The organism is Cryptosporangium arvum DSM 44712 (assembly GCF_000585375.1).
GTDB lineage: Bacteria > Actinomycetota > Actinomycetes > Mycobacteriales > Cryptosporangiaceae > Cryptosporangium > Cryptosporangium arvum.
In genome coordinates this window covers 3,412,210-3,434,938 of the sequence record NZ_KK073874.1, presented here as the reverse complement: position 1 = coordinate 3,434,938, position 22,729 = coordinate 3,412,210, and the positions used below count along the sequence as shown (strand labels likewise).

The 22,729-nt window shown below is 71.0% G+C and carries 20 protein-coding genes; 8 read left to right on the top strand and 12 right to left on the bottom strand.

Annotated features, from left to right (window positions below; all coding sequences use genetic code 11):
- The first annotated feature begins 81 nt into the window (after window positions 1-81).
- The 3 genes from CRYAR_RS48045 to CRYAR_RS43140 all read left to right on the top strand — a co-directional run bounded on the left by CRYAR_RS48045 (window position 82) and on the right by CRYAR_RS43140 (window position 2,043).
- Window positions 82-588 carry a hypothetical protein gene (locus CRYAR_RS48045; protein WP_051570327.1) on the top strand — a complete coding sequence of 169 codons (507 nt, stop codon included), beginning with the start codon at window positions 82-84 and terminating at the stop codon, window positions 586-588.
- 68 nt (window positions 589-656) lie between these two features.
- The gene (locus CRYAR_RS15885) at window positions 657-1,313 is read left to right on the top strand and encodes a TetR/AcrR family transcriptional regulator (RefSeq protein WP_035851672.1); all 657 of its coding nucleotides are present in this window, start codon (window positions 657-659) and stop codon (window positions 1,311-1,313) included.
- Between the two features lie 7 nt (window positions 1,314-1,320).
- Window positions 1,321-2,043 (top strand): DUF4184 family protein, encoded by a 723-nt coding sequence (locus CRYAR_RS43140; RefSeq protein WP_084700549.1) that lies wholly within the window; start codon window positions 1,321-1,323, stop codon window positions 2,041-2,043.
- A gap of 133 nt (window positions 2,044-2,176) precedes the next feature.
- Here the strand turns inward: CRYAR_RS43140 and CRYAR_RS15875 are convergent, their stop codons facing one another.
- The 12 genes from CRYAR_RS15875 to CRYAR_RS15820 form a co-directional block, all read right to left on the bottom strand.
- Complete coding sequence (locus CRYAR_RS15875; RefSeq protein WP_035851670.1) at window positions 2,177-2,938, bottom strand: SDR family NAD(P)-dependent oxidoreductase; 762 nt, start codon at window positions 2,936-2,938, stop codon at window positions 2,177-2,179.
- Complete coding sequence (locus CRYAR_RS15870; protein ID WP_035851669.1) at window positions 2,935-3,762, bottom strand: mycofactocin-coupled SDR family oxidoreductase; 828 nt, start codon at window positions 3,760-3,762, stop codon at window positions 2,935-2,937. Before CRYAR_RS15870 ends, CRYAR_RS15875 begins: the two co-directional genes overlap by 4 nt.
- Complete coding sequence (locus CRYAR_RS15865; RefSeq protein WP_035851666.1) at window positions 3,759-4,589, bottom strand: mycofactocin-coupled SDR family oxidoreductase; 831 nt, start codon at window positions 4,587-4,589, stop codon at window positions 3,759-3,761. Before CRYAR_RS15865 ends, CRYAR_RS15870 begins: the two co-directional genes overlap by 4 nt.
- 31 nt (window positions 4,590-4,620) lie before the next feature.
- Window positions 4,621-5,334 (bottom strand): helix-turn-helix domain-containing protein, encoded by a 714-nt coding sequence (locus CRYAR_RS15860; protein ID WP_035851664.1) that lies wholly within the window; start codon window positions 5,332-5,334, stop codon window positions 4,621-4,623.
- A 42-nt stretch (window positions 5,335-5,376) separates the two neighbouring features.
- Window positions 5,377-6,132, bottom strand: coding sequence for an SDR family NAD(P)-dependent oxidoreductase (locus tag CRYAR_RS15855; RefSeq protein ID WP_084700547.1), 756 nt, complete (start codon window positions 6,130-6,132; stop codon window positions 5,377-5,379).
- 25 nt (window positions 6,133-6,157) lie between these two features.
- Window positions 6,158-8,059: a pyruvate dehydrogenase complex E1 component subunit beta gene (locus tag CRYAR_RS15850; protein WP_084701906.1), complete on the bottom strand. Its 1,902-nt coding sequence runs from the start codon at window positions 8,057-8,059 to the stop codon at window positions 6,158-6,160.
- A gap of 32 nt (window positions 8,060-8,091) precedes the next feature.
- The gene (locus tag CRYAR_RS15845; RefSeq protein WP_035851659.1) at window positions 8,092-9,633 is read right to left on the bottom strand and encodes an AMP-binding protein; all 1,542 of its coding nucleotides are present in this window, start codon (window positions 9,631-9,633) and stop codon (window positions 8,092-8,094) included.
- Window positions 9,634-9,640: 7 nt separating this feature from the next.
- The gene (locus tag CRYAR_RS15840; RefSeq protein WP_035851658.1) at window positions 9,641-10,501 is read right to left on the bottom strand and encodes a mycofactocin-coupled SDR family oxidoreductase; all 861 of its coding nucleotides are present in this window, start codon (window positions 10,499-10,501) and stop codon (window positions 9,641-9,643) included.
- A 5-nt stretch (window positions 10,502-10,506) separates the two neighbouring features.
- A complete protein-coding gene (locus tag CRYAR_RS15835) occupies window positions 10,507-13,095 on the bottom strand; it encodes an ATP-binding cassette domain-containing protein (RefSeq protein ID WP_157017745.1) in 2,589 nt (862 codons plus the stop codon).
- Between the two features lie 30 nt (window positions 13,096-13,125).
- Window positions 13,126-14,409: a substrate-binding domain-containing protein gene (locus tag CRYAR_RS15830; protein ID WP_035851653.1), complete on the bottom strand. Its 1,284-nt coding sequence runs from the start codon at window positions 14,407-14,409 to the stop codon at window positions 13,126-13,128.
- Between the two features lie 95 nt (window positions 14,410-14,504).
- Window positions 14,505-15,545 carry an ABC transporter permease gene (locus CRYAR_RS15825; RefSeq protein WP_035851652.1) on the bottom strand — a complete coding sequence of 347 codons (1,041 nt, stop codon included), beginning with the start codon at window positions 15,543-15,545 and terminating at the stop codon, window positions 14,505-14,507.
- A 13-nt stretch (window positions 15,546-15,558) separates the two neighbouring features.
- Entirely contained in the window at window positions 15,559-16,512 is a 954-nt protein-coding gene (locus CRYAR_RS15820; RefSeq protein ID WP_051570321.1) for an alpha/beta hydrolase, read from the bottom strand.
- A gap of 320 nt (window positions 16,513-16,832) precedes the next feature.
- Between CRYAR_RS15820 and CRYAR_RS15815 the strand changes: the two genes are divergently transcribed.
- The 5 genes from CRYAR_RS15815 to CRYAR_RS15795 all read left to right on the top strand — a co-directional run bounded on the left by CRYAR_RS15815 (window position 16,833) and on the right by CRYAR_RS15795 (window position 22,541).
- A complete protein-coding gene (locus CRYAR_RS15815) occupies window positions 16,833-17,714 on the top strand; it encodes a LysR family transcriptional regulator (RefSeq protein WP_051570319.1) in 882 nt (293 codons plus the stop codon).
- 79 nt (window positions 17,715-17,793) lie between these two features.
- Window positions 17,794-19,227 (top strand): amidohydrolase family protein, encoded by a 1,434-nt coding sequence (locus tag CRYAR_RS15810; RefSeq protein WP_035851649.1) that lies wholly within the window; start codon window positions 17,794-17,796, stop codon window positions 19,225-19,227.
- The gene (locus tag CRYAR_RS15805; RefSeq protein WP_035851644.1) at window positions 19,224-20,138 is read left to right on the top strand and encodes an MBL fold metallo-hydrolase; all 915 of its coding nucleotides are present in this window, start codon (window positions 19,224-19,226) and stop codon (window positions 20,136-20,138) included. The genes CRYAR_RS15810 and CRYAR_RS15805 overlap by 4 nt, the downstream gene beginning before the upstream one ends.
- Window position 20,139: 1 nt before the next feature.
- A complete protein-coding gene (locus tag CRYAR_RS15800; RefSeq protein WP_035851640.1) occupies window positions 20,140-21,036 on the top strand; it encodes a fumarylacetoacetate hydrolase family protein in 897 nt (298 codons plus the stop codon).
- Window positions 21,033-22,541, top strand: a complete 1,509-nt coding sequence (locus CRYAR_RS15795) for an AMP-binding protein (RefSeq protein ID WP_035851636.1) — start codon at window positions 21,033-21,035, stop codon at window positions 22,539-22,541. The genes CRYAR_RS15800 and CRYAR_RS15795 overlap by 4 nt, the downstream gene beginning before the upstream one ends.
- The last annotated feature ends 188 nt before the right edge of the window (window positions 22,542-22,729 follow it).

Sequence of the window (22,729 nt, the reverse complement as noted above, 5' to 3'; positions counted from 1 at the left end):
ACGGAGAAAGCAAAGTATACGCTGTGAACATTACTCGATCGAGTGATGTGCCACGCGCGCGCAAGCACTTTCCTTGCCCCCATGAAGCACACCGGACGGACGACGCTCGACGTTCCCCTCGACCGGGTCGACCTGAGCGACTGGCTCTTCACCCTGTCCGACGCCGAATACCAGGCCGCCGCTCCGACCGCGCACCGCGCGGCGGGCATCACCGTCCAGGACGGCGTCCGCGGCACGGTCAACGTCGAGGCCATCGGCGGTCACCTCATCATCCAGCACTACCGGGAGGTCACCGCCTCGCCGACCCACGTCGAGATGCACTCTCGCCGCAGCCGCGTCTACCTGTTCCACCTGGTTCCCGCGCACCTCCAGGTTCGTTGGACGATGTCGGCCACCGAGCAGACCGCCGAGACCTCGGAGTTCCTCTGCACGGTCGAGCTCATCCTGAGCCCGCTGCTCCGCGTGCTGGGCGGCATGTCGGGGCTCAGTCCGGCCATCCGCCGGCACACCCGGATCGAGACCGTGGGCTTCGCTCGCGACATCGTCCGCAAAGCGAAGGCGAAGCCCGCCCCGCATGCCGGTGTCTGACGCCCGGCGCTTCTCCCGCTGCCTCTATCGTGGGGAGCCGGCGAGCAGCGGACAGGTAGGCACGATAGATGGCACGACCCACCGGCGAACGCAGGTCGACCTACCATCACGGCAACCTGCGGCTGGCGCTGATCGACGCCGGGATGGGGCTGGCATCCACGGGCGGTCCGGAGGCTGTCGTCTTGCGTGAGGTCGCCCGGTCGGTCGGTGTGACCGCGAACGCCGCCTACCGGCATTTCGACACTCTGTCGGAGTTCAAGCGGGCGGTCGCCCTGAAGGCGCTCACGGAGATGGGCGCGGCGATCGCCGCGCATCTCGACCGGGTGGTGGTGGCGGAGCCGAACGATCCACGTGCGGCGGCGATCGCCCACCTACGGGAGGTCGGCCGTGGCTACGTGCTGTTCGCGCTGGAGGAGCCCGGCCTGTTCCGGATGGCGATGAGCGAGCCCTCCGCCCTCGCCCTCCCCGCGCCGGACGCCGACCACGGACCGGACTGGGACGGCCGCCCGAAGCCCGACCACTACCTGATGGCGGCCCTCGATCGCCTCGTCGAGGTGGAAGCACTCAGCCCGGAGAGCGTCCCCGGGGCGGCCCTGGCCTGCTGGGCCACCGCGCACGGGCTGTCGACACTGCTACCCAACCTGTCCACCGCCATGTCATCGGACGAACGTCAGGCCGGCATCGACGCCGTTCTGGACATCCTTTTGAAAGGCCTGACCGGGTAGTGACGTCGTGAGGCACGAACGCGCGACGGCCGAGGACGACGACGCCGGCCGAGACGCGCACGTACTACGTCGCGCTGCCCTGGCTCAACCTCCCGGCACTACTCTGCTCACCGCCGCCCACCACACGTCGTCGGTGTTCTGGCTCGACCCGTTGCTCGCCCTGGCCCTGCTCGTGGTGTTCCACGTGCTGCTCAAACGGCCCGCCGTCGCGCTCATGCCGCCGGCCGCCGCGGGGCGCGCGTGGCCGCCCGCCGAACGGTTCGTCTGGCGCCGGGCGACCGCGGTGTGGTGGATCGCCGTCTCGCTGATGATCGGAGCAGCGACTCACCTCGCGTGGGACCGCCTGGATTCGGCGTTGGGCGAGAATCAGTCGACGAAGGTGGACCTGGCCAGCGGAGTACTCGGCCTGGCCGTGCTCCTCGTCTGGCTGTGGCGCTGGTGGCGGATCACGCCGGCGCAACCGATCCCGGCCGCGCTGCGGCTCCCGGCCCGGCTGCGCACGGTGGTCCGGGCTGCGTTGGTAGCAGCGCCGCTGGTGTTGGGCACCATTGCCGCGGTGGGTGGTGTCCGCGAACTCGTCGCGGCCAATCAGGTCGACCACTCCGATCTCCCGCCGCACATCGTGCCGCCGACCTTCACCGGGATCGACATGGCGGAGCTCGCGGTGAGACGGTTCGCCACCGGTCGGCGTGGCGCGACCGGAGCAGGACCGGACGACGGGGCGACGTGACCCCCGGCGTACCGGGAGGCTGGCCGGGTTGGGTGGCCGGCCTCGGCGGGGCCGGTTCGGTACCGGCAGCGAGTGCCCGCTCGTGCCGCGAGGGCTCGACGTGTCTCCGTACGCTGCGCCCGTCCGCACCGCGCTAGGTGATCGTGACGCCGCCGTCGACGACCACCGTTTGCCCGGTGACGTAGCCCGCGGCGTCCGACGCCAGCCACACCGCCGTCGCGGCCAGCTCCTGCGGGTCGCCCATCCGGCCGAGCAGCATGCGGCCTCGCAGGCTCTCCAGGTACCCCGGCGGGTACTGGTCGGTCATCTCCGACTTGAAGAAACCCGGCGCGATCGCGTTCACCCGGATTCCCCGGCGGCTCCCCCACTGCTGCGCCAGATCACGGGTCAGGCCGATCACGCCGGCCTTGCTCGCGGTGTACGCGGCCTGTGGCAAGCCCGCCGTCGTGATCGCCAGAACGCTGGACACGTTGACGATCGCGCTGCCCGGTCGCATCACGCGCCCGCAGGCCTGGGCGACCCAGTAGCTCGCGTTAAGGTTCAGGTCGACGACGGCCGAGAACTGGTCGGGCGTCTCGCGCAGCGCCGGGACCGCGGTGCCGACGCCGGCGTTGTTGATCAGCACGTCAACGCGGCCGAACTCGGCCATTGCGGCGTCCACCAGCGCGGCGCACTGGTCGGGGTCGGTCACGTCCGTGGTCACGGCCAGCGCGCGAGGGCCGGCGGCGCACACCAGATCGGCGGTGCCGGCCAGCCGGTCGGCGCGCCGGGCCGCCAGCACGACGTCCGCGCCGGCCTCGGCGAAGCCGGCCGCGAACGCCACCCCGAGACCGGACGACGCCCCGGTCACGATCGCCACCCGGCCGTCGAGCCGGAACCGGTCGAGCAGACTCACCGCAGCGTCGCCCCGGCGTCGATCGGGAGCGCGATCCCGGTGAGGTAGCGGGCCGCGTCGGACGCGAGGAACAACACGACCTCGCTGACGTCACGCGACTCGATCCAGTCGACGGGTAGCAGGCCGGTCGCGCGGGACGCGGCGGCGAACTGCTCCTTCGTGGGATTGTCCTCGTCCGGCACGAACAGGTGATACATCACGTCATTCTGGATCATGTCCGTGTCGACCTGGGTCGGGTTGACCGTGTTGACGCGGATGCCGTACGGCCCGAGCTCGGTGGCGAGCGTGCGCGCCAACCCCACGACGCCGTGCTTCGCCGCCACGTAGTGCCCCACGTTCGGGTACGACTTCAGCCCGGCCACCGAGCTGGTGAGGATCAGCGAACCACCACGGCCACCGGCGATGACGTGCGGAATCGCCACCTTGCAGGTCCGCCAGACGCCGGAGAGGTTGACGTCGATCATCTCGCGCCACGCCGCCTCGGTCAGCTCCTGCGTCGAGCCACTGGAGAGGATGCCGGCGTTGGCCGCGACGATGTCCAGCCGCCCCAGCTCGGCGACGCCCTCGTCCACGGCCGCGCGCAGGCCGGCGGTGTCCCGGACGTCGGCGACCCGGGCGACGATGCGCCGGTCGAGCGCCTCCACCTGGCGCACGGTCTCGGCGAGGTCCTCCTCGGTCGCCAGCGGGTAGCCGACCGTGTCGAGCGGGGCGCACAGGTCGACCGCGATGATGTCGGCGCCCTCGGCGGCGAGCGTCACCGCATGGCTGCGGCCCTGCCCCCGGGCCGCCCCGGTGATGAACGCGACTTTCCCGGCCAGCTTCATTTCGCCAGCACCCCCGCGTCCACCGGCAGCCCGATGCCGGTGATGAACCGGGCCTCGTCCGAGGAGAGGAAGACGAGAGCGTCACTGACGTCGCTCGGCTCGACCCACGGCGTCGGCAGCAGCATGCCCTCCTGCGACGCCACCGCGAACTGCTCCTTCGTCGGCTCCGGGACGTCAGGGAGGAAGAGCTGGTAGATCAGCGGGTTCATGATCATCGGCGTGTCGACCTGGGTCGGGTTCACCGCGTTGACCCGGATGTTGTGCTGCCCCAGCTCCTGCGCCAGCGTCTTGGTGAGCCCCATCAGCGCGTGCTTCGCGCTGACGTAGTGCGCGATACCGCCGAACGGCCGCATCCCGGCGACCGAGCTCGTGATCACGATGCTGCCGCCGCCGGCCGCGATCAGGTGCGGGACGGCGACCTTGCAGGTGATCCAGACGCCGGTCAGGTTGACGTCGACGAGGTCCTGCCACATCTGGTCGTCCATCTCCCAGGTGGGCACTCCCCCGCTGTGGATACCGGCGTTGGCCGCGACGATGTCGAGCCGCCCGAGCCGTTCGACCGCGTCGTCCACCACGCCGGTCAGCTCGTCGAGGTCGCGGACGTCGGCGACGGCGGTCACGATCCGCCGGTCGGTCTCCTCGACCAGCCGTGCGGTCTCGGCCAGGTCCTCCTCGGTCGGCATCGGATAGGGCACGGTGGCGATCTGTCGGCAGATGTCGACGGCGATGATGTCGGCGCCCTCCCGGGCGAGCCGGAGCGCATGGCTCCGGCCCTGCCCGCGGGCGGCTCCGGTGACCAGCGCGACCTTGTTCCGGGCACGCGTCATGGCAACCTCCTTGCGAAAACGAGAAGAGGTACTACAGAACAGGCGTCCCGCCCCGGCCGACGACCATCCACAACGACACGGAGTCGACCCCACCGGGGTTGGACAGCCGGTGCGGCGTGGTCGACGCGAAGCTGATCGAGTCGCCGGCGTGCAGCGTGTAGTGCGTGAACCCGACCTGGACGTCGAGGAGGCCGGCGATCACGTAGCCGTACTCGTGGCCCCGGTGGTGGATCATGTTGTCGGCCGGGCACGACTCGCCGCCCGGTGCGTAGACGACGTGCAGGAAGTCGTTGTCGGGGTCGTGGTCGGCGGTCAGCCGCCCCCACACCGCGGATCCCATCCGCAGTTCGTGGCGCCGGTCGGCCCGCTGCACCGGCGCCTCCGAGCCGGTGTTCTCCGGCTCGGCGTCGAACGGCCGCAACACGCCGCGGCGGATCAGCTGCAGGCGGTCGTCCCCCTCCGGCACCGGACGCGCCGGCGGGGCCGCCGGCTCCGGTAGGGCCTGGCCGATCGGCATCAGATCGTCCAGCGGGACGCCCAACTCGCTGGCGATCGCGTAGAGCGTGCCGACCGACGGCTTCGTGCGACCCAGCTCGACCTGCGAGATGAAGCTCGGCGACACGTCGACCCGGCGGGCCATCTCGCGCACCGAGATGCCCGCCGCCTGACGCGCCCGCCGCAGTTGCTCACCCACGCCGGTCAGCGGAGATGCTCCGGCCTGCTCGGCCGCTGAATCGCTTGTCACCCCGTTGTCCTTTCCCGATAACCGACCCGCCGTCGTAATTCCCTACGGCAGGAGCCAGCCACCATCCACAGTAAACGCGGCGCCGTGGATGAAATCGGCTTCGTCGCTCGCGAGGAACAGCGCCATGTGCGCGATCTCCTCGGGTTTACCCCACCGGCCCGCGGGGGTCGCGGCGATGGCCGCGTCGACGTGCGGGTTGCGTCCGTCGGCCGTCATCAGGTGCCCGGTCATCCCGGTGTGGATCGCACCGGGGCAGATCGCGTTGACCCGCACCCCGCGCTTGCCGTAGTCGAACGCCAGCTGCTTGGTCAGGCCGAGAACCGCGTGCTTCGACGACGTGTAGGCCGCACCGCCGCCACCGGCGACGAACGAGGAGATCGACGCGGTGTTGATGATCACGCCCTTGCCCTGCTCGAGCATCGGAGTCAGCGCCGCGCGTGAGAACAGGAACGGACCGTTGATGTTGACCCCGATCACCCGGTTCCACAGCTCGTCGGTGGTCTCGTGCGCGGGAGTGTAGTCGTCGAGCACACCGGCGTTGTTGCAGAGGATGTCGACCCGGCCGAAGCGCTCGACGGCCTCGGTGACCACCCGCTCGACGTCGGCCCGGCTCGACACGTCCGCGGTCTGGGCGACGCTGCGGCCGTCGTCGAGCAGCTTCACGGTCTCGGCGACCGGGTCGGTGCGCACGTCGACCGCGACGACCGTGGCGCCGTTCGCCACGAACTCCTGCGCCATCGCCCGGCCCATGCCCGACCCGGCGCCGGTGATGATCGCGATACGTCCGTCCAGTTTCATGTTTCTGCTCCTCTGTCGTCGGGACCTAGCGGTCCGCGGTCAGCTCGCGGGCGGCGCGGATGATGTCGTTCTCGGTGGGGATCCAGGTGCGTTCGAGCGCGGGGGCGTAGGGCGCGGGCGTGGCCGGCGCACCGACCCGCCGCACCGGCGCGTCCAGCGACCAGAAGCCCTCGTTCACGGCCAGCGCGGCGAGTTCGGCGCCGACGCCGAAGTCGGTGACCGCCTCGTGGACGATCAACAGGCGGTTGGTGCGGGCGAGCGAGCGCAGCACCGCGTCGCGGTCGAGCGGTGTGATCGTGCGCAGGTCGACCACTTCGGCGTCGACGCCTTCCGAAGCCAGTTGCGCGGCGGCCGCCAGCGAGAGGTGCACCATGCGTGACCAGGACACGATCGTGAGGTCGGTCCCGGGGCGCACGACCCGCGCCGAACCCAGCGGCACCCGGTACCCGCGAGCGGGCAGCGGGCCTTTGCGCTCGTAGATCAGCCGGTTCTCGATGAACACGACCGGGTTGTCGTCGTCGATCGCGCTGCGCAGCAGGCCGTAGTGGTCGGCCGGGTCGCTGGGCATCACGACGGTCAGGCCCGGCAGGTGGGCCAGCAGCGCCTCGAGGCTCTGCGAGTGCTGGCTGCCCGACGAGCGGCCGGACCCGAACTGCGTCCGCACGACCATCGGCACGGTGACGGCGCCGCCGGTCATGAACCGCAGCTTGGCAGCCTGGTTCATCAGCTGGTCGAGGCAGACACCGAGGAAGTCCAGGTACATCAGCTCGACCACCGGGCGCAGCCCGGCCATCGCCGCGCCGACGCCGAGGCCCATGATCGCGGTCTCGGCGATCGGTGTGTCCAGCACGCGGTCCGGCCACTGCTCGGCCAGCCCGCGGGTCAGCCCGAACACGTTGCCGCCGGCGACGTCGATACCGGCCAGGAACACCGTGGGGTCGTCGGTGAGCGCGTCGGAGAGCGCCTGCCGGATGATCCGGGAGGTGGAGACCGGGGTGCCCGCTCCGGGATCGGTCACGGCGACGAACCTCCGCGGGGCGGTCACGAACTCCCGCGCCGTCGCCGGGTCCGGCTCCGGCGCGTCGACCGCGAACTTCTCCGCCGACGCGACCACCCTCGCGATCTCGTCGTCGATCTCGTCGATCTCCGGCCGGGGAACGCCGGACGCCAGCAGCCGCTCGCGGGCCACCACCAGTGGGTCAGCGGGCAGATCCGCCGCGCCCCGGTACCGCTGGGGATCCCCCTCGTAGTGGCCCCGCACCCGCAGCGTCACCGCTTCGACCAGCCGCGGACCGCCTCCGGACCGCACCGCGGCCAGCGCGGCGTCCATCACCGCGTCCACCGCTTCGACGTCGTTGCCGTCGACCTGCTGGAACGGCATCCCGTACGCGACGGCTCGCTGCGCGACCGGCACCGGATGCTGGTCACCGGTGCGCGAGAACTCCGAGAACCCGTTGTTCTCGCACACGTACACGACCGGCAGCTGCCACAGCGCGGCGAGGTTGAGCGACTCGTGGAACGCACCCGTGGACACGGCGCCGTCCCCGAAGAACGCGATCGCGACGTCGCCGCGGGGGCGGAGCGCGTACGCCGCCCCGGTCGCGATCGGCAGCCCGGCCCCCACGATGCCGTTGGCACCGAAGATCCCCAGCTCCGGGTCGGCGACGTGCATCGACCCGCCCCGGCCGCGGTTGGCGCCGGCGTCCTTACCCATCAGCTCCGCGAACATCCGCTCCGGGGGCAGGCCTTTGGCCAGCACGTGCCCGTGGCCGCGGTGGGTCGACGTGATGACGTCGGTGGGGCGGACGCGGAACAGCGCGCCCACCGCGACCGCCTCCTGCCCGACCGACGTGTGCACGAACCCGGGCACCTGGCCCTGCGCGTAGAGGACCGCGACCCGTTCCTCGGTGACCCGGATCAGCCGCATCCGGCGGTAGGCGCTCAGCAGCTCGGCGCGGTTCACCGGCGCTCACCCCGCCCGGCGGCCAGCTCGGCCACGGCCTGTTCCCGCAGCCGGAACTTCTGGATCTTGCCGCTCGGCGTGCGCGGCAGCCCGTCGACGACCAGCACGTACTCCGGCAGTTTGTGCTTGGCGATCCGCCGTGCGAGCAGGAACTCAGCGATCTCGGCCAGCGTCAGCGGCGCCGCGGTGACCAGGAACGCGCAGGCGCGCTCACCGAGCACGTCGTCCGGCACACCGACCACGGCGACGTCCCGGATCGCCGGGTGGTCGAGCAGGTAGTCCTCGATCTCCTTGACGCCGATGTTCTCGCCGCCGCGCACGATGATGTCCTTCGCCCGCCCGGTGATCGTCACGCTGCCGTCGGCGCCGAGCCGGGCCAGGTCACCGGTCCGGAACCAGCCGTCGTCGGTGAACGACGCCCGGGTGTGCTCCGGGTCGAGGTATCCGAGGCACAGCTCCGGGCCCCGGACCTCCAGTTCGCCGTCGTCGTTCAGCCGGGCCTGCGACGACCCGGTCAGCCGTCCGTCCGTTTCGAACCGGACACGCTCCGGGTCGTCCGGCCCGCCGCAGGTGACGGTCGGCATCTCGGTCAGCCCGTAGGCCCGGGTGACGGCCGCGCCGAGCACGTCGGTGGCCCGCCGGACCAGCGCCGCCGGGATGTCCGCGCCACCGCAGGCGAACCCGGTGAGCGCCGACGCGGTGCCGCGCCGGGCGTACTCGTCGGTCAGGCCGCGCAGGAACGGCGTCGCGCCGACGCAGAACGTGGCCCCGTGCTCCTCGATCAGGTCGGCCCCGACGGCTGCCTCCCACTCGGCCTGGAGCAGCACCGCCCCGCCGACCAGCAGCGGCATCATCACGCCGTAGACCAGCCCGGTGACGTGCCCGACCGGCGAGGGCATGTAGACGAGGTCGCCGTCGAGCGCGAACAACCGGGCGATCGACCAGGCGTCGGCCAGCAGCGTGCGGTGGCTGTGCAGCACGCCTTTCGGCGTGCCGGTGGTGCCGGAGGTGAACATCAGGACGCAGACGTCGTCCAGCGCGGCGTCCAGCTCCGGCGCGGCGCCGGTTCCCGGGAACGGCGAGGCGCCACGCACCTCGACCACCGGAGCCGAGATTCCCCGGCGCTCCAGCACGTCCCCGACCAGCGCCGGATGGTTCACGCCCCGGTACCGGGCCGGCACCACGAACGCCGCCACCGGTGTGGCGGCCAGGATCCGGTCCAGCTCCGCGCCCCGGTAGTTCACCGGCACCGGGCAGAGCACCGCGCCCATCCCCCAGACCGCGTGCGCGACGACGACCGCTTCCCACCAGTTCGGCAACTGGACGCCGACCACGTCACCCCGGCCGACGCCGACCGCGCGCAGCCGGTGCTGGGCCCCGGCCACCGCGGCCAGCAGCGCCGCGCCGTCCAGCCGCACGTCGCCGTCGACGACGTGCAGCCGATCGGGAGCGATGCGGCCCAACTCCGCCGGGGTCGGCTCGACCAACGCCTCGGCCTCGTCCCAGCGCACCGGCGAGACCCAGGTGGGAGAGATCATCACGAGCTCACAGCGAGCGGATCGGGTCGGGGTTGGAGCCGGGCAGCACCGCGTGTCCACCGTCGACCGGCAGGGCGACGCCGGTGATGTCCCGGGCGTCGTCGGAGACGAGGAACACCACCGAGCGGCTGACCGTCCGCGGGTCGAGCAGGCCCCGGCCGGCCAGCGCCGACCAGCCGTACGCGTTGTGCCTGCGGTCCTCCGGCGTGCCGCCCTCGTGGCCGGCCATCATGTCGTACGCACCCGGCCAGTCGTTCATCTTCGTGTCGACGATGCCGGGGCACACCGCGTTGCAGCGGATGTTGTACGGGCCGAGTTCGATCGCGGCGTTACGCATCAACCCGAGCACGCCGTGCTTGGCCGCGACGTAGTGCGTCATGCCGCCGCCGGCCTCGAACCCGTTGACCGACGAGGTCAGCACGATCGCGCCGCGCTTCTGCTCGATCATGTGCGGCACGACCGCCTTCACCGTGCGCCACACGCCGGTCAGGTTGATGTCGAGCATCTCCTGCCACTGCGCCTCGGTGATCTCCCAGAGCCGGCCCAGCGCCCAGATGCCCGCGTTGGCCACCAGCACGTCGATCCGCCCGAACTCCGCCAGGCCCCGGGCGACCACGTCGTCCAGGCCCGCGCTGTCGCGCACGTCGCACTCCGCCGCGACGACCCGCCGGTCGAGCTTTTCGATCTCCTTCACCGTCGCCGCGAGGTCCTCCGCCGTGGCCAGCGGGTACGGCGCGGTCTCGACGTCCGCGCAGGCGTCCACCGCGATGATGTCGGCGCCGGCCTCGGCCAGCGCGAGCGCGTGCGCGCGGCCCTGTCCGCGCGCGGCTCCGGTCACCAGTGCGACCTGTCCGGTCAAATCAGCCATGTCTCCTACTTTCCGAGTCGCCGGATGTTGCGGATCGGGAGCGTCCACGCCGAGAGCCGGGCCGAGCCGACGATCAGCGCGAGCACGGTGAGGACACCGACGGCAATCAGGTAGCCGCCGGTCGGGAAGTTCACGAACGGGATGAACGTCTGCACTTCGGCGACGAACAGCGCGCCCAGGACGCAGCCGATCGCCGAGCCGCGCCCACCGGCGAGCAGCGCGCCGCCGATCACCGGGACCGCGATCGAGAGCAGCGTGTAGCCCGAGCCGGAGCTGGGGTCGCCGACCCCGGTCTGGGCCGCGAGCGTCACGGCGCCGAGGCCGGCGATCGCACCGCCGAGCACGTACGCCGCGGCACGGAGGCGAGACGACGGCACGCCGAGCTGGGAGGCCCGCAGCGCCGAGTAGCCGACCGCGCGCGACCGGAGACCGCCCCGGGTGGTGTTCACGTAGACGTCGACCGCGATCGCGAGGACGACCACGACGAGGAACATCAGCGGGATGTACGCGACGCCCTGACCCATCAGCACGGCCAGGTCGTTGTTGATCAACCCACCGGGTTCGGGCCGCAGTATTCGCGCAACCCCGAGATAAACGCCGAGCGTGGCGATCGTCGCGATGACCGCGGTGATCCGCAGCCCCACGACGAGCAGCGCGTTGACCGCACCGAGGACCGCCCCGGCCAGCACCGCCAGCACGAACAACACCGCTGGCGACCCGTCCGGCCGGAACGAGAGAAGGACGACGATCAGCCCCATCATCGACCCGATCGACGCGTCGATCTCCCCCACCAGCAGCACCGGCAACTGGGCCAGCGCGGCGAGGGCGAGCGGCACGCTGAGCTGCATGATCGAACCGAGGTTGTCGATCGTGCCGAACCGGGCGTCCCGGGCGGTGCCGTAGGCCGCGAGCGCGACCAGAAGCACCGCCAGCAGGCCGAACGTCGCCGGCGTGAACGTGAGCTGCCGGCGGGGCCGGAGACCGGCCCGGCGGCGGGCGACGACCTCGGGTTTCTCGTCGAGTTCCCGGGCCTCGTCGGCGACCGCCGCGGCCGAGCGGGCGTCCTGCTGCTCCTTGGCCGTGGTGAACGCGTGCACGATCGCTTCCTCGGTCACCTCGTCGCCGGACAGCTCGGCGACCTGCCGCCCGCGGGCGAGGACGAGCACCCGATCGGCCAGCAGCCGCAGTTCGCCGGCGTCGCTCGAGGTGAAGACGACAGCGGTGCCCCGATCGGCGACCTCGACCAGCGAGCGGTAGATGTCGAAGCGGGCGCGGACGTCGACGCCTTCGGTGGGCTCCTCGATCAGCAGCACCTTCGGGTCCCGGGCCACCATCCGCCCGATCGCGACTTTCTGCTGGTTGCCGCCGGAGAGCGTGCCGACCGGCTGTTCGATCGAGGAGCGTGCGAGGTCGTACCGGTCGGCCAGCGCGTCGGCCTCGGCCACCTCCGGGCGGCGACGCAGCCAGCGCCACCACCGGCCGGACGTCGCGGTCAGCGCCAGCGTGTAGTTCTCGCGGATCGACAACAGGCTGGACAGCGACTCCGACCGCCGGTCCGAGCTCACGAACACGGTGCCGGCGTCGACGGCGGACCCGGCACCGCGCAGCGGAGCACCGTCGACGATCACCTCCCCCGCGTCGACACCGTCGCCGGCCAGGGCCCGGATCAGCTCGGCCTGGCCGTTCCCGGCCGCACCACCGATGCCGACGATCTCCCCGCGGCGCACGGTGAGGTCGATCGGGCCGCACCGCGCCGCACGCAGCCCGGCGGCCCGTAGCGCCACCTCCGCGTCGGCCGGGGCCGCGCCCGTCCGGCGGGTGAACGCGGCCACCTCCCGTCCCGCCATGTGCCGCACCAGCTGCTCGGTGGTGGCGCCCTCGGTGGGCACCTCGGCGACCAGCACCCCGTCACGCAGCACCGTGACGTGCGACGTGATGGCCAGTACCTCGTGCAGGCGGTGGGTCACGAAGACGACGCACGCGCCACCGTCGGCCAGCTCGCGCATCCGGGCGAGCACCCACTCCACGCCGCGCTCGTCGAGCGTCGAGGTCGACTCGTCGAAGAGCACGACGTCCGGCCGACGCGCCAGCACCGCGGCGATCTCGACCAGCCGCTTCTCGTTGTTCGGCAGGTCGCCGGCGCGGGTGTTCTCCTCGACGTCGGTGAGCCGCGCCGCGTCCAGGACCTGCCGGTGCCAGGAACCGTCGGGAGCGGACGGCCGGAGCGCCGGCTCGACGATCACGTCGAGGTTCTGTGCGACGGTGAGCTCGTCGATCAGTGAGCCGTCCTGGTAGACGCACGCGATCCGGGCGGCCGACCGGTGGGTGCCGGAGGTGTCGGCGACGGGCACGCCGTCGAGCACCACCCGGCCCGCGTCGGCGCGGTGCATACCGGCCACCAGCTTGACGAACGTCGACTTGCCGGAGCCGTTCTCGCCGATCAGCCCGTGCACGACCCCGCGGGCGAACGTCGCCGACATGTCGTTCAGCGCGGTCGTCGACCCGAACGTCTTGGTGAGGCCCTCGGCGGTCAGACCGGTGCCGGTAGCACCGCCGAGGAGCGTGGACGTGCTCGTACTCTCCACCGACCTCATCGCCACTCCCTCCTCTGGATTCCGGCCGGATCAGGCCGCGCCGAGAACCTGGCTCAGCAGCGCGTCGGGCATCAGCGTCGGGCCGGGGGCGTTGGCCGGCTGGTCGGCCACGTAGTCGCCCTTCTTGGCCGGCACGAACGGCAGCGGGAACATCAACATCGACGGGACGTCCTTGCCCTGCAGGTGATTCATCAGCGCCGACAGCGCGATCGCACCCTCGAAGTTGATGCTGCTGGAGTAGGCGAGCTGCCACTCGTTGGGCGTGCCGAGGTCCTTCTCCCACATCTGCAGCAGGGAGTTGTCCGAGGTCCAGGTCACCTGGGCCGGAACCTTCTGCTTGGCCTGCTGGTAGGTCTGGACGATGTTGACGGTCTGCTTCGCGTAGTCGTAGAGGACCGCGTCGACCTTCTTGCCGGTGGAGATCAGCGCGGTCGTCGCGGAGACGGCGCCGCCCTCGGTCCAGCTGGTGTTGGACCGGTTGACCACCGCGATGTTCGGCGCGTTCTGCTTGAACCAGGTCTCCGCGCAGGCCTGCCAGCCGGCCCCCTGCGGGTTGCCCGGCGTTCCGGTGAAGAACGCGACGTTGCCGGTGTTGTTCAGCATCTTGGCCGTGGTCTGCGCCATCTGGTTGCCGTCGTCGCAGAAGTCCGACGCCACCTGGGAGACCACTGCCTTCGTGGCGTCCTTGCCGGGGATGCCGCCGTAGGCCACGACCGGAATGCCCTTGTTGGTGGCCTGCTGGTAGGCGGCGGTCATGGCCGGTCCGAAGTCGTCGTAGGTGACGATGCCGGTGACCTTGCGGGCGATCAGCGTCTGGAGGTTCGCCTGCATGGTCTGCAGGTTGCCGTCGGCCTGCAGGTAGATGACCGTCCCGATGTTCGGGTACGACGTCGCCTGCACCGTGATCTGGGCCCGGGTGATGCGCCGCCACAGGTCGGAGCCCGCGCCGTCGAGGATCGCCAGCGTCTGCTCGCCCTTGCCGATCGTGCAGGTCGGTTTGTCCAGGCACGCCGCGGCTGCCTTGACCTGCTCGTCCGAGTAGTCGCGTCCGGCCTCCTCGAGGCCCTGCACGATGGTCGGGTCGAGGTCGGCGGCCTTGATCTCGTCGGTCAGGAACGCTTTCTTCAGGATCTCGTCGCGCTGCGCGTCACTGAGCTCCAGCGGCGCGGCGGCGTACTCGGACGCGTCGCCCTTGGCGTCGCTGCTGCTGGTCGTCGATGACGTGCAGCCGCCCAGCGCGGTGGCGGCGACGAGTGCGGTGAGGCCGATCAGCGCCCGTAAGCGGGGCCGGCGGGGTCTCGACAGTGCGCCCACGATGTCCTCTTCTCTCCAGATGAGTCAGTGCGGATCTGGGCGGTTCCGGCGAAATTCGGGCAGCGCGGAACCACGGGGGTTTCGAAGGGGTGGGATTAGGAGGGTGCGGTGCTTCCGCGGCGCCGCCGGAGCAGCATCCGCAGTGCACCAATCGACGTGGCGAGCATCGCGAGCACCAGGACGGCGCCCTGGATGACGCCCTGCGTACCGGCGGCGGCCCCGGTCGCGGCCACGTCCTGGTTGATGAGCGAGAGGAACAGAGCGCCCGCCATCGTGGCGCCGGGGTGCAGGCGGCCACCGGACAGCGCCGCGCCGCCGAGCACGACGACGACGATCGTGGACAGTTGGTAGACGTCTCCCAGTGACAGCGTCGGGGTGCCGATGCTGCCGACCAGGAAGACGCCCGCGACGCTGTAGAGCAGCGACGCGAGGACGTACGTCGCGGCGCGGTAGCGCCGGACCGCGATGCCTTGGTAGCGCCCGGCCTTCGGGCTGGTGCTCGCCGCGGTCAGCCGCCGGCCGACCGCCGTGTAGCTCAGTACGACGCCGGCCAACACGACGAGCACGGTCGCGGCGAGCAGGAGGTAGCTGATGCCTCGGCCGAACGTGCTGCCGGTGAAGCTGCGCCAGTCCGGCGGAACCGCGAGCCGGTTCGCGCCCCCGCCGTACCAGATGTTGGCCAGCCCGGCCATGATCTGGCCGGTGGCCAGCGTCGAAACCAGCGGGCTGAGCGCCAGGTACTCGACCAGAACACCGTTGACCACACCGCAGACCAGGCCGGCGGCCAGCGAGTAGACCAGCGCCAGCGGGATCGAGCCGCCCGGCGTCCCCGCCTCCAGCACGAAGATGACGCCCACGACGGTCACGACGGACGACACGCTCAGGTCGATGCCGCCGGTGCCGATCACGAGGGACTGCCCCAGCGAGGCGATGATCAGTACGCCCAGCAGCGGCGTCATCGTGGCCAGGCCACCGAAGCCGATGCTGCTGGGGTACAGGATCACGCTGACCACCAGCATGAGCAGCGCCACCAGCCAGGGCACGCCCACCGGCGCCCCGCGCCACCGCAGGTCGGCCCAGAACTGCCGGGACGAGCCCGGTGGCACGGCCGTCCGTTCGCTCAACTGACCCGACATCGTGTGCTCCCGCTCAGGCGTACTTGACGATCTGGTTGGCGACCGTCGGCAGCTCCTTGAGGTGCCGGTCGAACCAGGAACCCGCGGCCTTGGCGGCGTAGTCGAGCGCGGTGACGTTGCTGTAGAGCGTCATGTGGTCGGTGGCGGGCAGCACCACCAGCTCCTTCTTGGAGCTCGGGATCGCCGTGAACGCGCCGATCTCCTGGTCCCACATCGTGATGTCGTCCTGGTCGGCGACGATCATCATCACCGGCTTGTCGAGCAGGCGCGGAGCATAAGGCGCGGCGTTGTACTCCATCAGCAACTCGAGCGACTCGACCGTGTTGCGGTGCTCGTGCCGAGGCGCCTGGGTGGCCTTCAACTCGTTGAACACGGCCAGCACGTCGTTGTCGGGCCAGACCGAGAACGCGTCGTCGGGGTTGGCCGGCACGCCCGACATCGCCATGTAGCCGGGCTCACCGGTCTCGGTGCGCTTGGCCCTGTCCTCGGCGACGAACGCCTTGAGCTTGCGGAACCGGTCGGTGCCGTGCATCCGCCACATGGTCTGGTAACCGTCGATCACCGGGACGTTGGACACGACGCACTTCACGCGCGGATCGATGGCCCCGACGATCAGCACGTGGCCGCCGCTGTAGGAGATGCCCCAGATCCCGATCCGGTCGGCGTCCAGTTCGGGCTGGCCGGCCGCGAACGTGATCGCGTTCTTGTAGTCCTCGATCTGGTCCCACGGGTTGATGTGCTGGCGGGGGGTGCCCTCGCTGGCGCCCATCCGGCGGTAGTCGAAGATCAGCGCGGCGAACCCCCGGCGGACGAAGTCCGCGGCGTACTGCGGCTGGCGTAATTCCTTGACGTAGCACCAGCCACCGGCCATGACGACGACGGGAAACGGCCCTTCACCCTCGGGCAGGAGCAGGTCTCCCCGCACGGTTTCGCCGCCACTGAGGAACTCGATCTCACGGGAAGGCACAGCGGACCTCCAGTCAGCTCACGCACGAGCGACTGTCGGTCCGACCGGACCGGCCGCATCGTCGCGTCGGTGGATGGGGCAGCTCGACCGCTGGGTCCGGGTGCTGCCTCGGTGGCCGAAAAGTAGCCCGTGTCACAACGAGGTGTCAAGCATTAGTTCACATCTGTAAACCGCGGCTGTTCGAGATTCAAAAACGATCAAGAGATGTCATAGATCTATGCAGGTTGACCGGGCTGCGTTAGCGTCATGGCGGATGTGTAGTAGAGCTTCACAACTAGCAAGTGGCGCCGACCCGTTTACAGTGCTGGCGGGAGGCTGCGATGGACCTCGATGCGTTGCGCTACGTCGTCACGCTCGCCGAAGAACTTCACTTCGGCCGGGCCGCAGCGGAGCATTTCGTGGCAGCCGGCCATTTCGGGCGACGCGTGCAACGGCTGGAACGGGAGCTGGGTGTCCGGTTGTTCGAGCGGACGAGCCGGCGGGTCACGCTCACGCCCGAGGGCGCACGGGTCGTCGCGCACGCCCGGACGGTGCTCGCCGAGGTCGCGGAGCTACGGTCCGCCGCCGAGATCGTCCGGGACACCGACGAAAGCGTCCTGCGCGTGGGTGTCCTCGGCTTCGGCATGGCCGACCGCTGGCCGGCGTTGCGGGCTCTGCTCCGCGCGGTGGTCCCGGGCGTGCGTCTGGTGCACGAGGAACTCGACCTGTGGAACCAGTACGACGCGGTTCGCCGGGGCGACATCGACGTGGGGCTGGTGCACTACCTCGGAGACTTGGACGGGCTCGTCTTCGAGCCGGTCCTCACCAGCCCGAGTGTGGTCGTGGTGCCGGTGGCGTCCGCGCTGGCCGACGCTCCGCGACTCACCCGTGACGACGTCGCGGACGCCGGCTGGATCACGCTGTCAGGTGCGCATCCCCGCATGGCCGACTGGGCTGGTCCCGCGAGCCACGGCCCGCGGCGCGCGCCCGCGGTGCGTACGCCGGGCGGCATCCCGTCGGCGGTGGCCACCAGCGGCCTGCTGGGCCTGCACGGCGGTGCGGCGGCTCGCTACTACGCCCGACCCGACGTCCGGTTCGTCCCGTTCGATGGGGCGCCGGTGGAAGTGGCCGCCGTCCTCCGCGACTCCGACGATCGGCCGATCGTGCAGGCGTTCCGCCGCGCGGCCGCCGCGGTCGCCGCGGTCGCCGCCCGGGGATCATGACCGACTAGGTACATGATCCCGGCGCTCGGCCGTGGTGCGCTGCGGTGGTCGGTTCATCCCCACTGTTGCGGAGGCCATCATGCGCACCCTCGTCACCGGCGGCCACGTCGTCACCATGGACCCGGCGCTCGGGGACCTCCCCGTCGGCGACGTCCTCATCCACGACGGCGAGATCGTCGCCGTCGCCCCGAAGCTGGACGTCACCGACGCCGAGATCATCGACGCGACCGGCCAGATCGTGCTTCCGGGCTTGGTCGACACCCACCGCCACACCTGGCAGTCCCTCATCCGCGGAATCTGCGGCGACTGGACGCTCGGCGATTACTACTTCGGCATCCGACTGGCGATCTCGCCTGCCTACACGCCCGACGACGTCCGCCTGGGCCAACTGCTCGGGGCCGTCGATGCGCTCAACGCCGGCGTGACCACGCTGCTGGACTTCTCGCACTGCAACAACACCCCGGATCACTCCGACGCCGCCGTGCAGGGTCTGCAGGAGGCCGGCATCCGAGCCGCGCACTGCCACGGCTTCTTCGAGAGCTCACCGATGGCCCCGAAGTTCGGCACCCACGCCGACCGCCTCCGTGACTACCACCGCATCGCCGACACGTACTTCCCGACGAACGACGGTCTGCTGACCCTCGGTGTCTCCCTGAGCGAGCCGTTCGGTGTGCCGTGGCAGCAGACCCTGGACGAGCTGGCCATCGCCCGGGAGCGCGGTGCGCTGATCGTCAACCACACCGGTTGCGTCTGGGGCAGCGCGCTGACCTTCGGCGTCACCGAGCTCGACGCGTTGGGAATGCTCGGCCCGGACATCGTGCACGTGCACTGCAACGCGCTCTCCGACCCCGAGTGGAAGGCACTGGCCCGCACCGGCGGCAAGGTGTCGATCTCGGTGGAGACCGAGCTGAACATGGGGATGGGCCGCCCGGTGTTCGCCGCCTGCCGGCAGTACGGGCTCGCGCCGACGCTCTCGGCCGACGTCATCTCGCTCAACAGCGGTGACCTGTGGCACCAGATGCGATTCGGTCTCGGCTTCGCCCGCTGGGACGCCACCCACCAGCAGAATCTCGCCGGCGAGATGCCCGACGCGGTGATCAGCACGGCGAAGGACGCCCTGACCTGGGGAACCGTCAACGGCGCCGATGCGCTGGGCCTCGGCGACCGGATCGGTTCGCTCACACCGGGCAAGCGGGCCGACGTCGTCATCGTCGGTGGCGGTTCGTTCGAGCAGCATCCCCGGACCGACGTGTACGGCACGCTGGTTTTCCAGACGACCGTGGCGGACGTCCGGACGGTGCTTGTCGACGGCCGGGTGGTCAAGCAGGACGGGGAGCTCGTCGACCACGACCTGGCGGGTCTGGCCACGAAGGCCGACGCCGCCGCGGCCGGCATCCTCGCGCGGGTCACCGACGCCGGTGCGACGCTGCCGGGCACACCGCCCGGGGCCTGGGCCGCCATCGAGCCGATGGCCCAGGAGTTCCTGGCCGACGCGCGCCGGAGCACCCGATGACACCCGAGTTGCTCGAGGTCGCGCCGGGTGTGCACGCCTACGTCCAGCCCGACGGCACGTGGATGATCAACAACACCGGCGTGATCGTCGGTCCCGCCGGCCGTGCGCTGCTGATCGACACCACCTCCACCGAAGTCCGCAACCGGGCGCTGCTCGCGTCCGCCGCCAGCGTGGCGCCCGGCGGCACCTGGGCCGCGGTCAACACCCACCACCACGGCGACCACACCTACGGCAACTGGCTGCTGCCGTCGTCGACCCCGATCGTGGGGCACGCGCTGTGCCGGGAGGACGTCGTCGCGGCCGGGCTGGTCGCGGCGGCCGTGCTCACCGACCCCGACTACGGTCACCTGGAGGTACGCGCCCCCGACGTCACGTTCACCGGGTCGATGACCCTGCACCTGGGCTCGCAGGTGGTGGAGCTGCACGAGGTCGGGCCGGCGCACACCCGGGGTGACCTGATCGTCTGGTTACCGGAGACGCGCGTGCTCTTCGCCGGGGACATCGCGTTCGCGGGGGGACAGCCGTTCCTGGCCGAAGGCAGCCTCGCCGGCTACCCGAAGGCACTCGCGGCGATCCGGGCCCTCGACCCGGAGGTGCTCGTGCCCGGGCACGGCCCGGTCTGCCGCGGTTCCGACATTCCCCGGCTGCTGGACGCGTTGGGGTCCTACGCGGCTTTTGTCGACGAGATCGCGCGCACCGGGCACACGGCCGGGTGGACACCGCTGGAGACCGCTCTGCGGCACACCGACAACCCGTTCGCCGGCTGGAAGGACGCCGAGCGCATGGTCGGGAACCTGCACCGCGCCTACAGCGAGCTGGACGGGCAGCCGCTGGGCACCCGCCTCGACCTGACCACGATCTGGCCGGACATGACCGCTTTCCACGGTGGCCCGATCCGGAGCCGTGCCTGACATGCGGTGGGTGACGTACGGCCGGCACCGCCGGGCGGGGCTGGTCGTCGGTGAACTCGTCCACGGTTTCGACGTCCCGTTGATCGACGTCCTGGGCGACCTCACCGCGGCCGCCGCGCGGACACCGGCGGAAATCGTGCCGCTCGCCGGCACGCGGTTGCACGCGCCGATCACGCGACCGCCGTCGGTACGGGACTTCCTGTCGTTCGAGGAGCACGCCCGCAACGCCACTGCGGCGTTCGGCCGGTCGGTCGACCCGGTCTGGTACCGCCAGCCCGTCTTCTACTTCACGAACCCGGCGGCGATCCGCGGGCCGGAGGACGACGTACCGATCTCACCCGGCAGCGAGCGGTTCGACTACGAGATCGAAGTCGCCGCCGTCGTCGGGCGCCCCGGCGCGGACCTGACGCCGGCGGAGGCCGAGGAGTGCATCGCCGGCTACACCGTTCTGGTCGACTGGAGCGCCCGGGACGTGCAGCAGGAGGAGTCGCGGGTCGGGCTCGGCCCAGCGAAGGGCAAGGACGGCGCCACGTCGCTCGGGCCGTTCCTGGTGACGCCGGACGAACTCGCCGACCGCCGCGACGGCCAGGGTTACGCGCTGCGCATGTCGGCCGCGGTCAACGGCCGGCCCCACGGCGGCGGCACCTGGGCCGACATCCGGTGGTCGTTCGGCCAGATGCTCGCCTACGCCTCGCGCGGCACACAGCTGTGCCCAGGCGACGTCGTCGGCAGCGGCACGGTGGGCACGGGTTGCCTACTGGAGCTCTCGTCGCTGCACGGCCCGGACACCTACCCGTGGCTCCGCCCCGGCGACGAGGTCACGGTGGAGATCGAACGACTCGGCACGGTCCGTGCCCGCATCACGCCCGCACCCGCCGTCCTTCCGCTGGAGGCATGATGAACGACTGGCTCCACGAAGCGGCCACGGCCGACGCCGACGCCGCCTGGCTGCTCTGCGACCGGCACGACCCCGACGCCGTAGCGTTCCGCGTCGTCGCGGCGGACCTCTCGATCCGCTCCTTGAGTTACGGGGAGTTGGCCGACCGGTCGCGGCGCCTGGCGACCGTGCTGCGGTCGGCCGGGGTCGAGGCCGGGCACCGGGTGGCGGTGCTCATGGGTAAGCGGCTCGAGCTACCGGTCGCGCTCCTGGCGATCTGGCGGCTCGGCGCGATCCACGTGCCCCTGTTCACCGCGTTCGCACCGGATGCCATCAGCGCTCGGCTGACCGCGAGCGGGGTCCGGCTGGCGATCAGCGAGCCGGGGCAGGCCGCCAAGCTGGAGGGTGTCGCCGTCGTTTCGGTCAATGACGAGCTGGACGCGCGAATCCGTGCCGCCGAGCCGCTCCGGGACCGCCGTCCGATCGGTGGCGGCGGCCAGTTGGTCGAGCTGTACACCAGCGGCACGACCGGCGCCCCGAAAGCGGTCCCCGTCCCCGTCCGCGCCCTCGCGGCCTTCCGCTCCTACCTGCACTACGGCCTCGACGTCACCGAGGACGACGTCTACTGGAACGCCGCCGACCCCGGTTGGGCCTACGGCCTCTACTACGCGATCCTCGGGCCGCTCGCGCACGGGCGCGCGAACCTGCTGGTCGAGGGCGGCTTCGATCCGCGGCGGACGCTCGAGGTCATGAACCGCTGCGGCGTCACCAACTTCGCCGGCGCCCCCACGATGTACCGCGCGCTGCGTGGTGTCGGGACGGCGAGACTCCGCCGGGCGTCTTCGGCGGGTGAACCACTCACTCCGGACGTGACCGCCTGGGCGCCGGACGCGCTGGGCACCGAGGTGCGCGACCACTACGGGCAAACCGAGCAGGGCATGGTGATCCTCAACGGCTGGCACGCCTCTGTTCGCTCTGTCGTGGAATCCGGTTCCATGGGCCGGCCTCTACCGGGATTCACGGCAACGGTGCTGGACGGTCAGATCGCACTGGACGTCGAAGCCAGCCCGCTGATGTGGTTCGAGGGCTACGTCGACGCTCCGGAGCGCACCCGGGAGCGTTTCACCGCCGACGGCCGGTACTACCTCACCGGTGACACCGGACGGGTCGACGAGAACGGGGCCTTCTACTTCACGGCCCGCGACGACGACGTCATCCTCGCCGCCGGGTACCGCATCGGCCCGTTCGACGTCGAGTCCGTGCTCGTCACGCATCCCGCGGTCGCGGACGTCGCGGTCGTGGGAGCACCGGATGAGCTCCGCGGCGAGATCGTCGTCGCCTACGTCGTCCTCGCCGACGGAGAATCGCCGGGCCCGACGTTCCTGGCCCAGCTGCAGGACCTGGTCCGCACCAGGTACTCCGCCCACGCCTATCCGCGGCAGGTCCACGTCGTGGAGTCGCTGCCGAAGACAGCCAGCGGAAAGATCCAGCGCTTCGTGCTGCGCCGAGGGACGAGATCCGCGTGAGCGTGCCGCTTGTACGACCAGGCGGCTGGGACGCTCGGTGGGGACGACTCGAAACCGGAGGCTCAGTCTCCCCGAACCCGTGGGTGACGAGCAGACGTCACTGGCGTGCACAGCGCTTCCCGGATCAGCGAGTCGAGCGTCATGTGACATAGGCGTACAGCCCAGGGTGATGTCGGCCGAGGTAGGTT

What these genes read in the sequence shown, in the direction of transcription:
- CRYAR_RS15835 (WP_157017745.1), bottom strand. Translation starts at nt 13,095, where the DNA reads ATGAGGTCGGTGGAGAGTACGAGCACGTCCACGCTCCTCGGCGGTGCT.
- CRYAR_RS15865 (WP_035851666.1), bottom strand. Translation starts at nt 4,589, where the DNA reads ATGACGCGTGCCCGGAACAAGGTCGCGCTGGTCACCGGAGCCGCCCGC.
- CRYAR_RS15855 (WP_084700547.1), bottom strand. Translation starts at nt 6,132, where the DNA reads ATGAAACTGGACGGACGTATCGCGATCATCACCGGCGCCGGGTCGGGC.
- CRYAR_RS15850 (WP_084701906.1), bottom strand. Translation starts at nt 8,059, where the DNA reads ATGCGGCTGATCCGGGTCACCGAGGAACGGGTCGCGGTCCTCTACGCG.
- CRYAR_RS15805 (WP_035851644.1), top strand. Translation starts at nt 19,224, where the DNA reads ATGACACCCGAGTTGCTCGAGGTCGCGCCGGGTGTGCACGCCTACGTC.
- CRYAR_RS15800 (WP_035851640.1), top strand. Translation starts at nt 20,140, where the DNA reads ATGCGGTGGGTGACGTACGGCCGGCACCGCCGGGCGGGGCTGGTCGTC.
- CRYAR_RS15840 (WP_035851658.1), bottom strand. Translation starts at nt 10,501, where the DNA reads ATGGCTGATTTGACCGGACAGGTCGCACTGGTGACCGGAGCCGCGCGC.
- CRYAR_RS15885 (WP_035851672.1), top strand. Translation starts at nt 657, where the DNA reads ATGGCACGACCCACCGGCGAACGCAGGTCGACCTACCATCACGGCAAC.
- CRYAR_RS15810 (WP_035851649.1), top strand. Translation starts at nt 17,794, where the DNA reads ATGCGCACCCTCGTCACCGGCGGCCACGTCGTCACCATGGACCCGGCG.
- CRYAR_RS15845 (WP_035851659.1), bottom strand. Translation starts at nt 9,633, where the DNA reads ATGATCTCTCCCACCTGGGTCTCGCCGGTGCGCTGGGACGAGGCCGAG.
- CRYAR_RS15825 (WP_035851652.1), bottom strand. Translation starts at nt 15,545, where the DNA reads ATGTCGGGTCAGTTGAGCGAACGGACGGCCGTGCCACCGGGCTCGTCC.
- CRYAR_RS48045 (WP_051570327.1), top strand. Translation starts at nt 82, where the DNA reads ATGAAGCACACCGGACGGACGACGCTCGACGTTCCCCTCGACCGGGTC.
- CRYAR_RS15795 (WP_035851636.1), top strand. Translation starts at nt 21,033, where the DNA reads ATGATGAACGACTGGCTCCACGAAGCGGCCACGGCCGACGCCGACGCC.
- CRYAR_RS15870 (WP_035851669.1), bottom strand. Translation starts at nt 3,762, where the DNA reads ATGAAGCTGGCCGGGAAAGTCGCGTTCATCACCGGGGCGGCCCGGGGG.
- CRYAR_RS15815 (WP_051570319.1), top strand. Translation starts at nt 16,833, where the DNA reads ATGGACCTCGATGCGTTGCGCTACGTCGTCACGCTCGCCGAAGAACTT.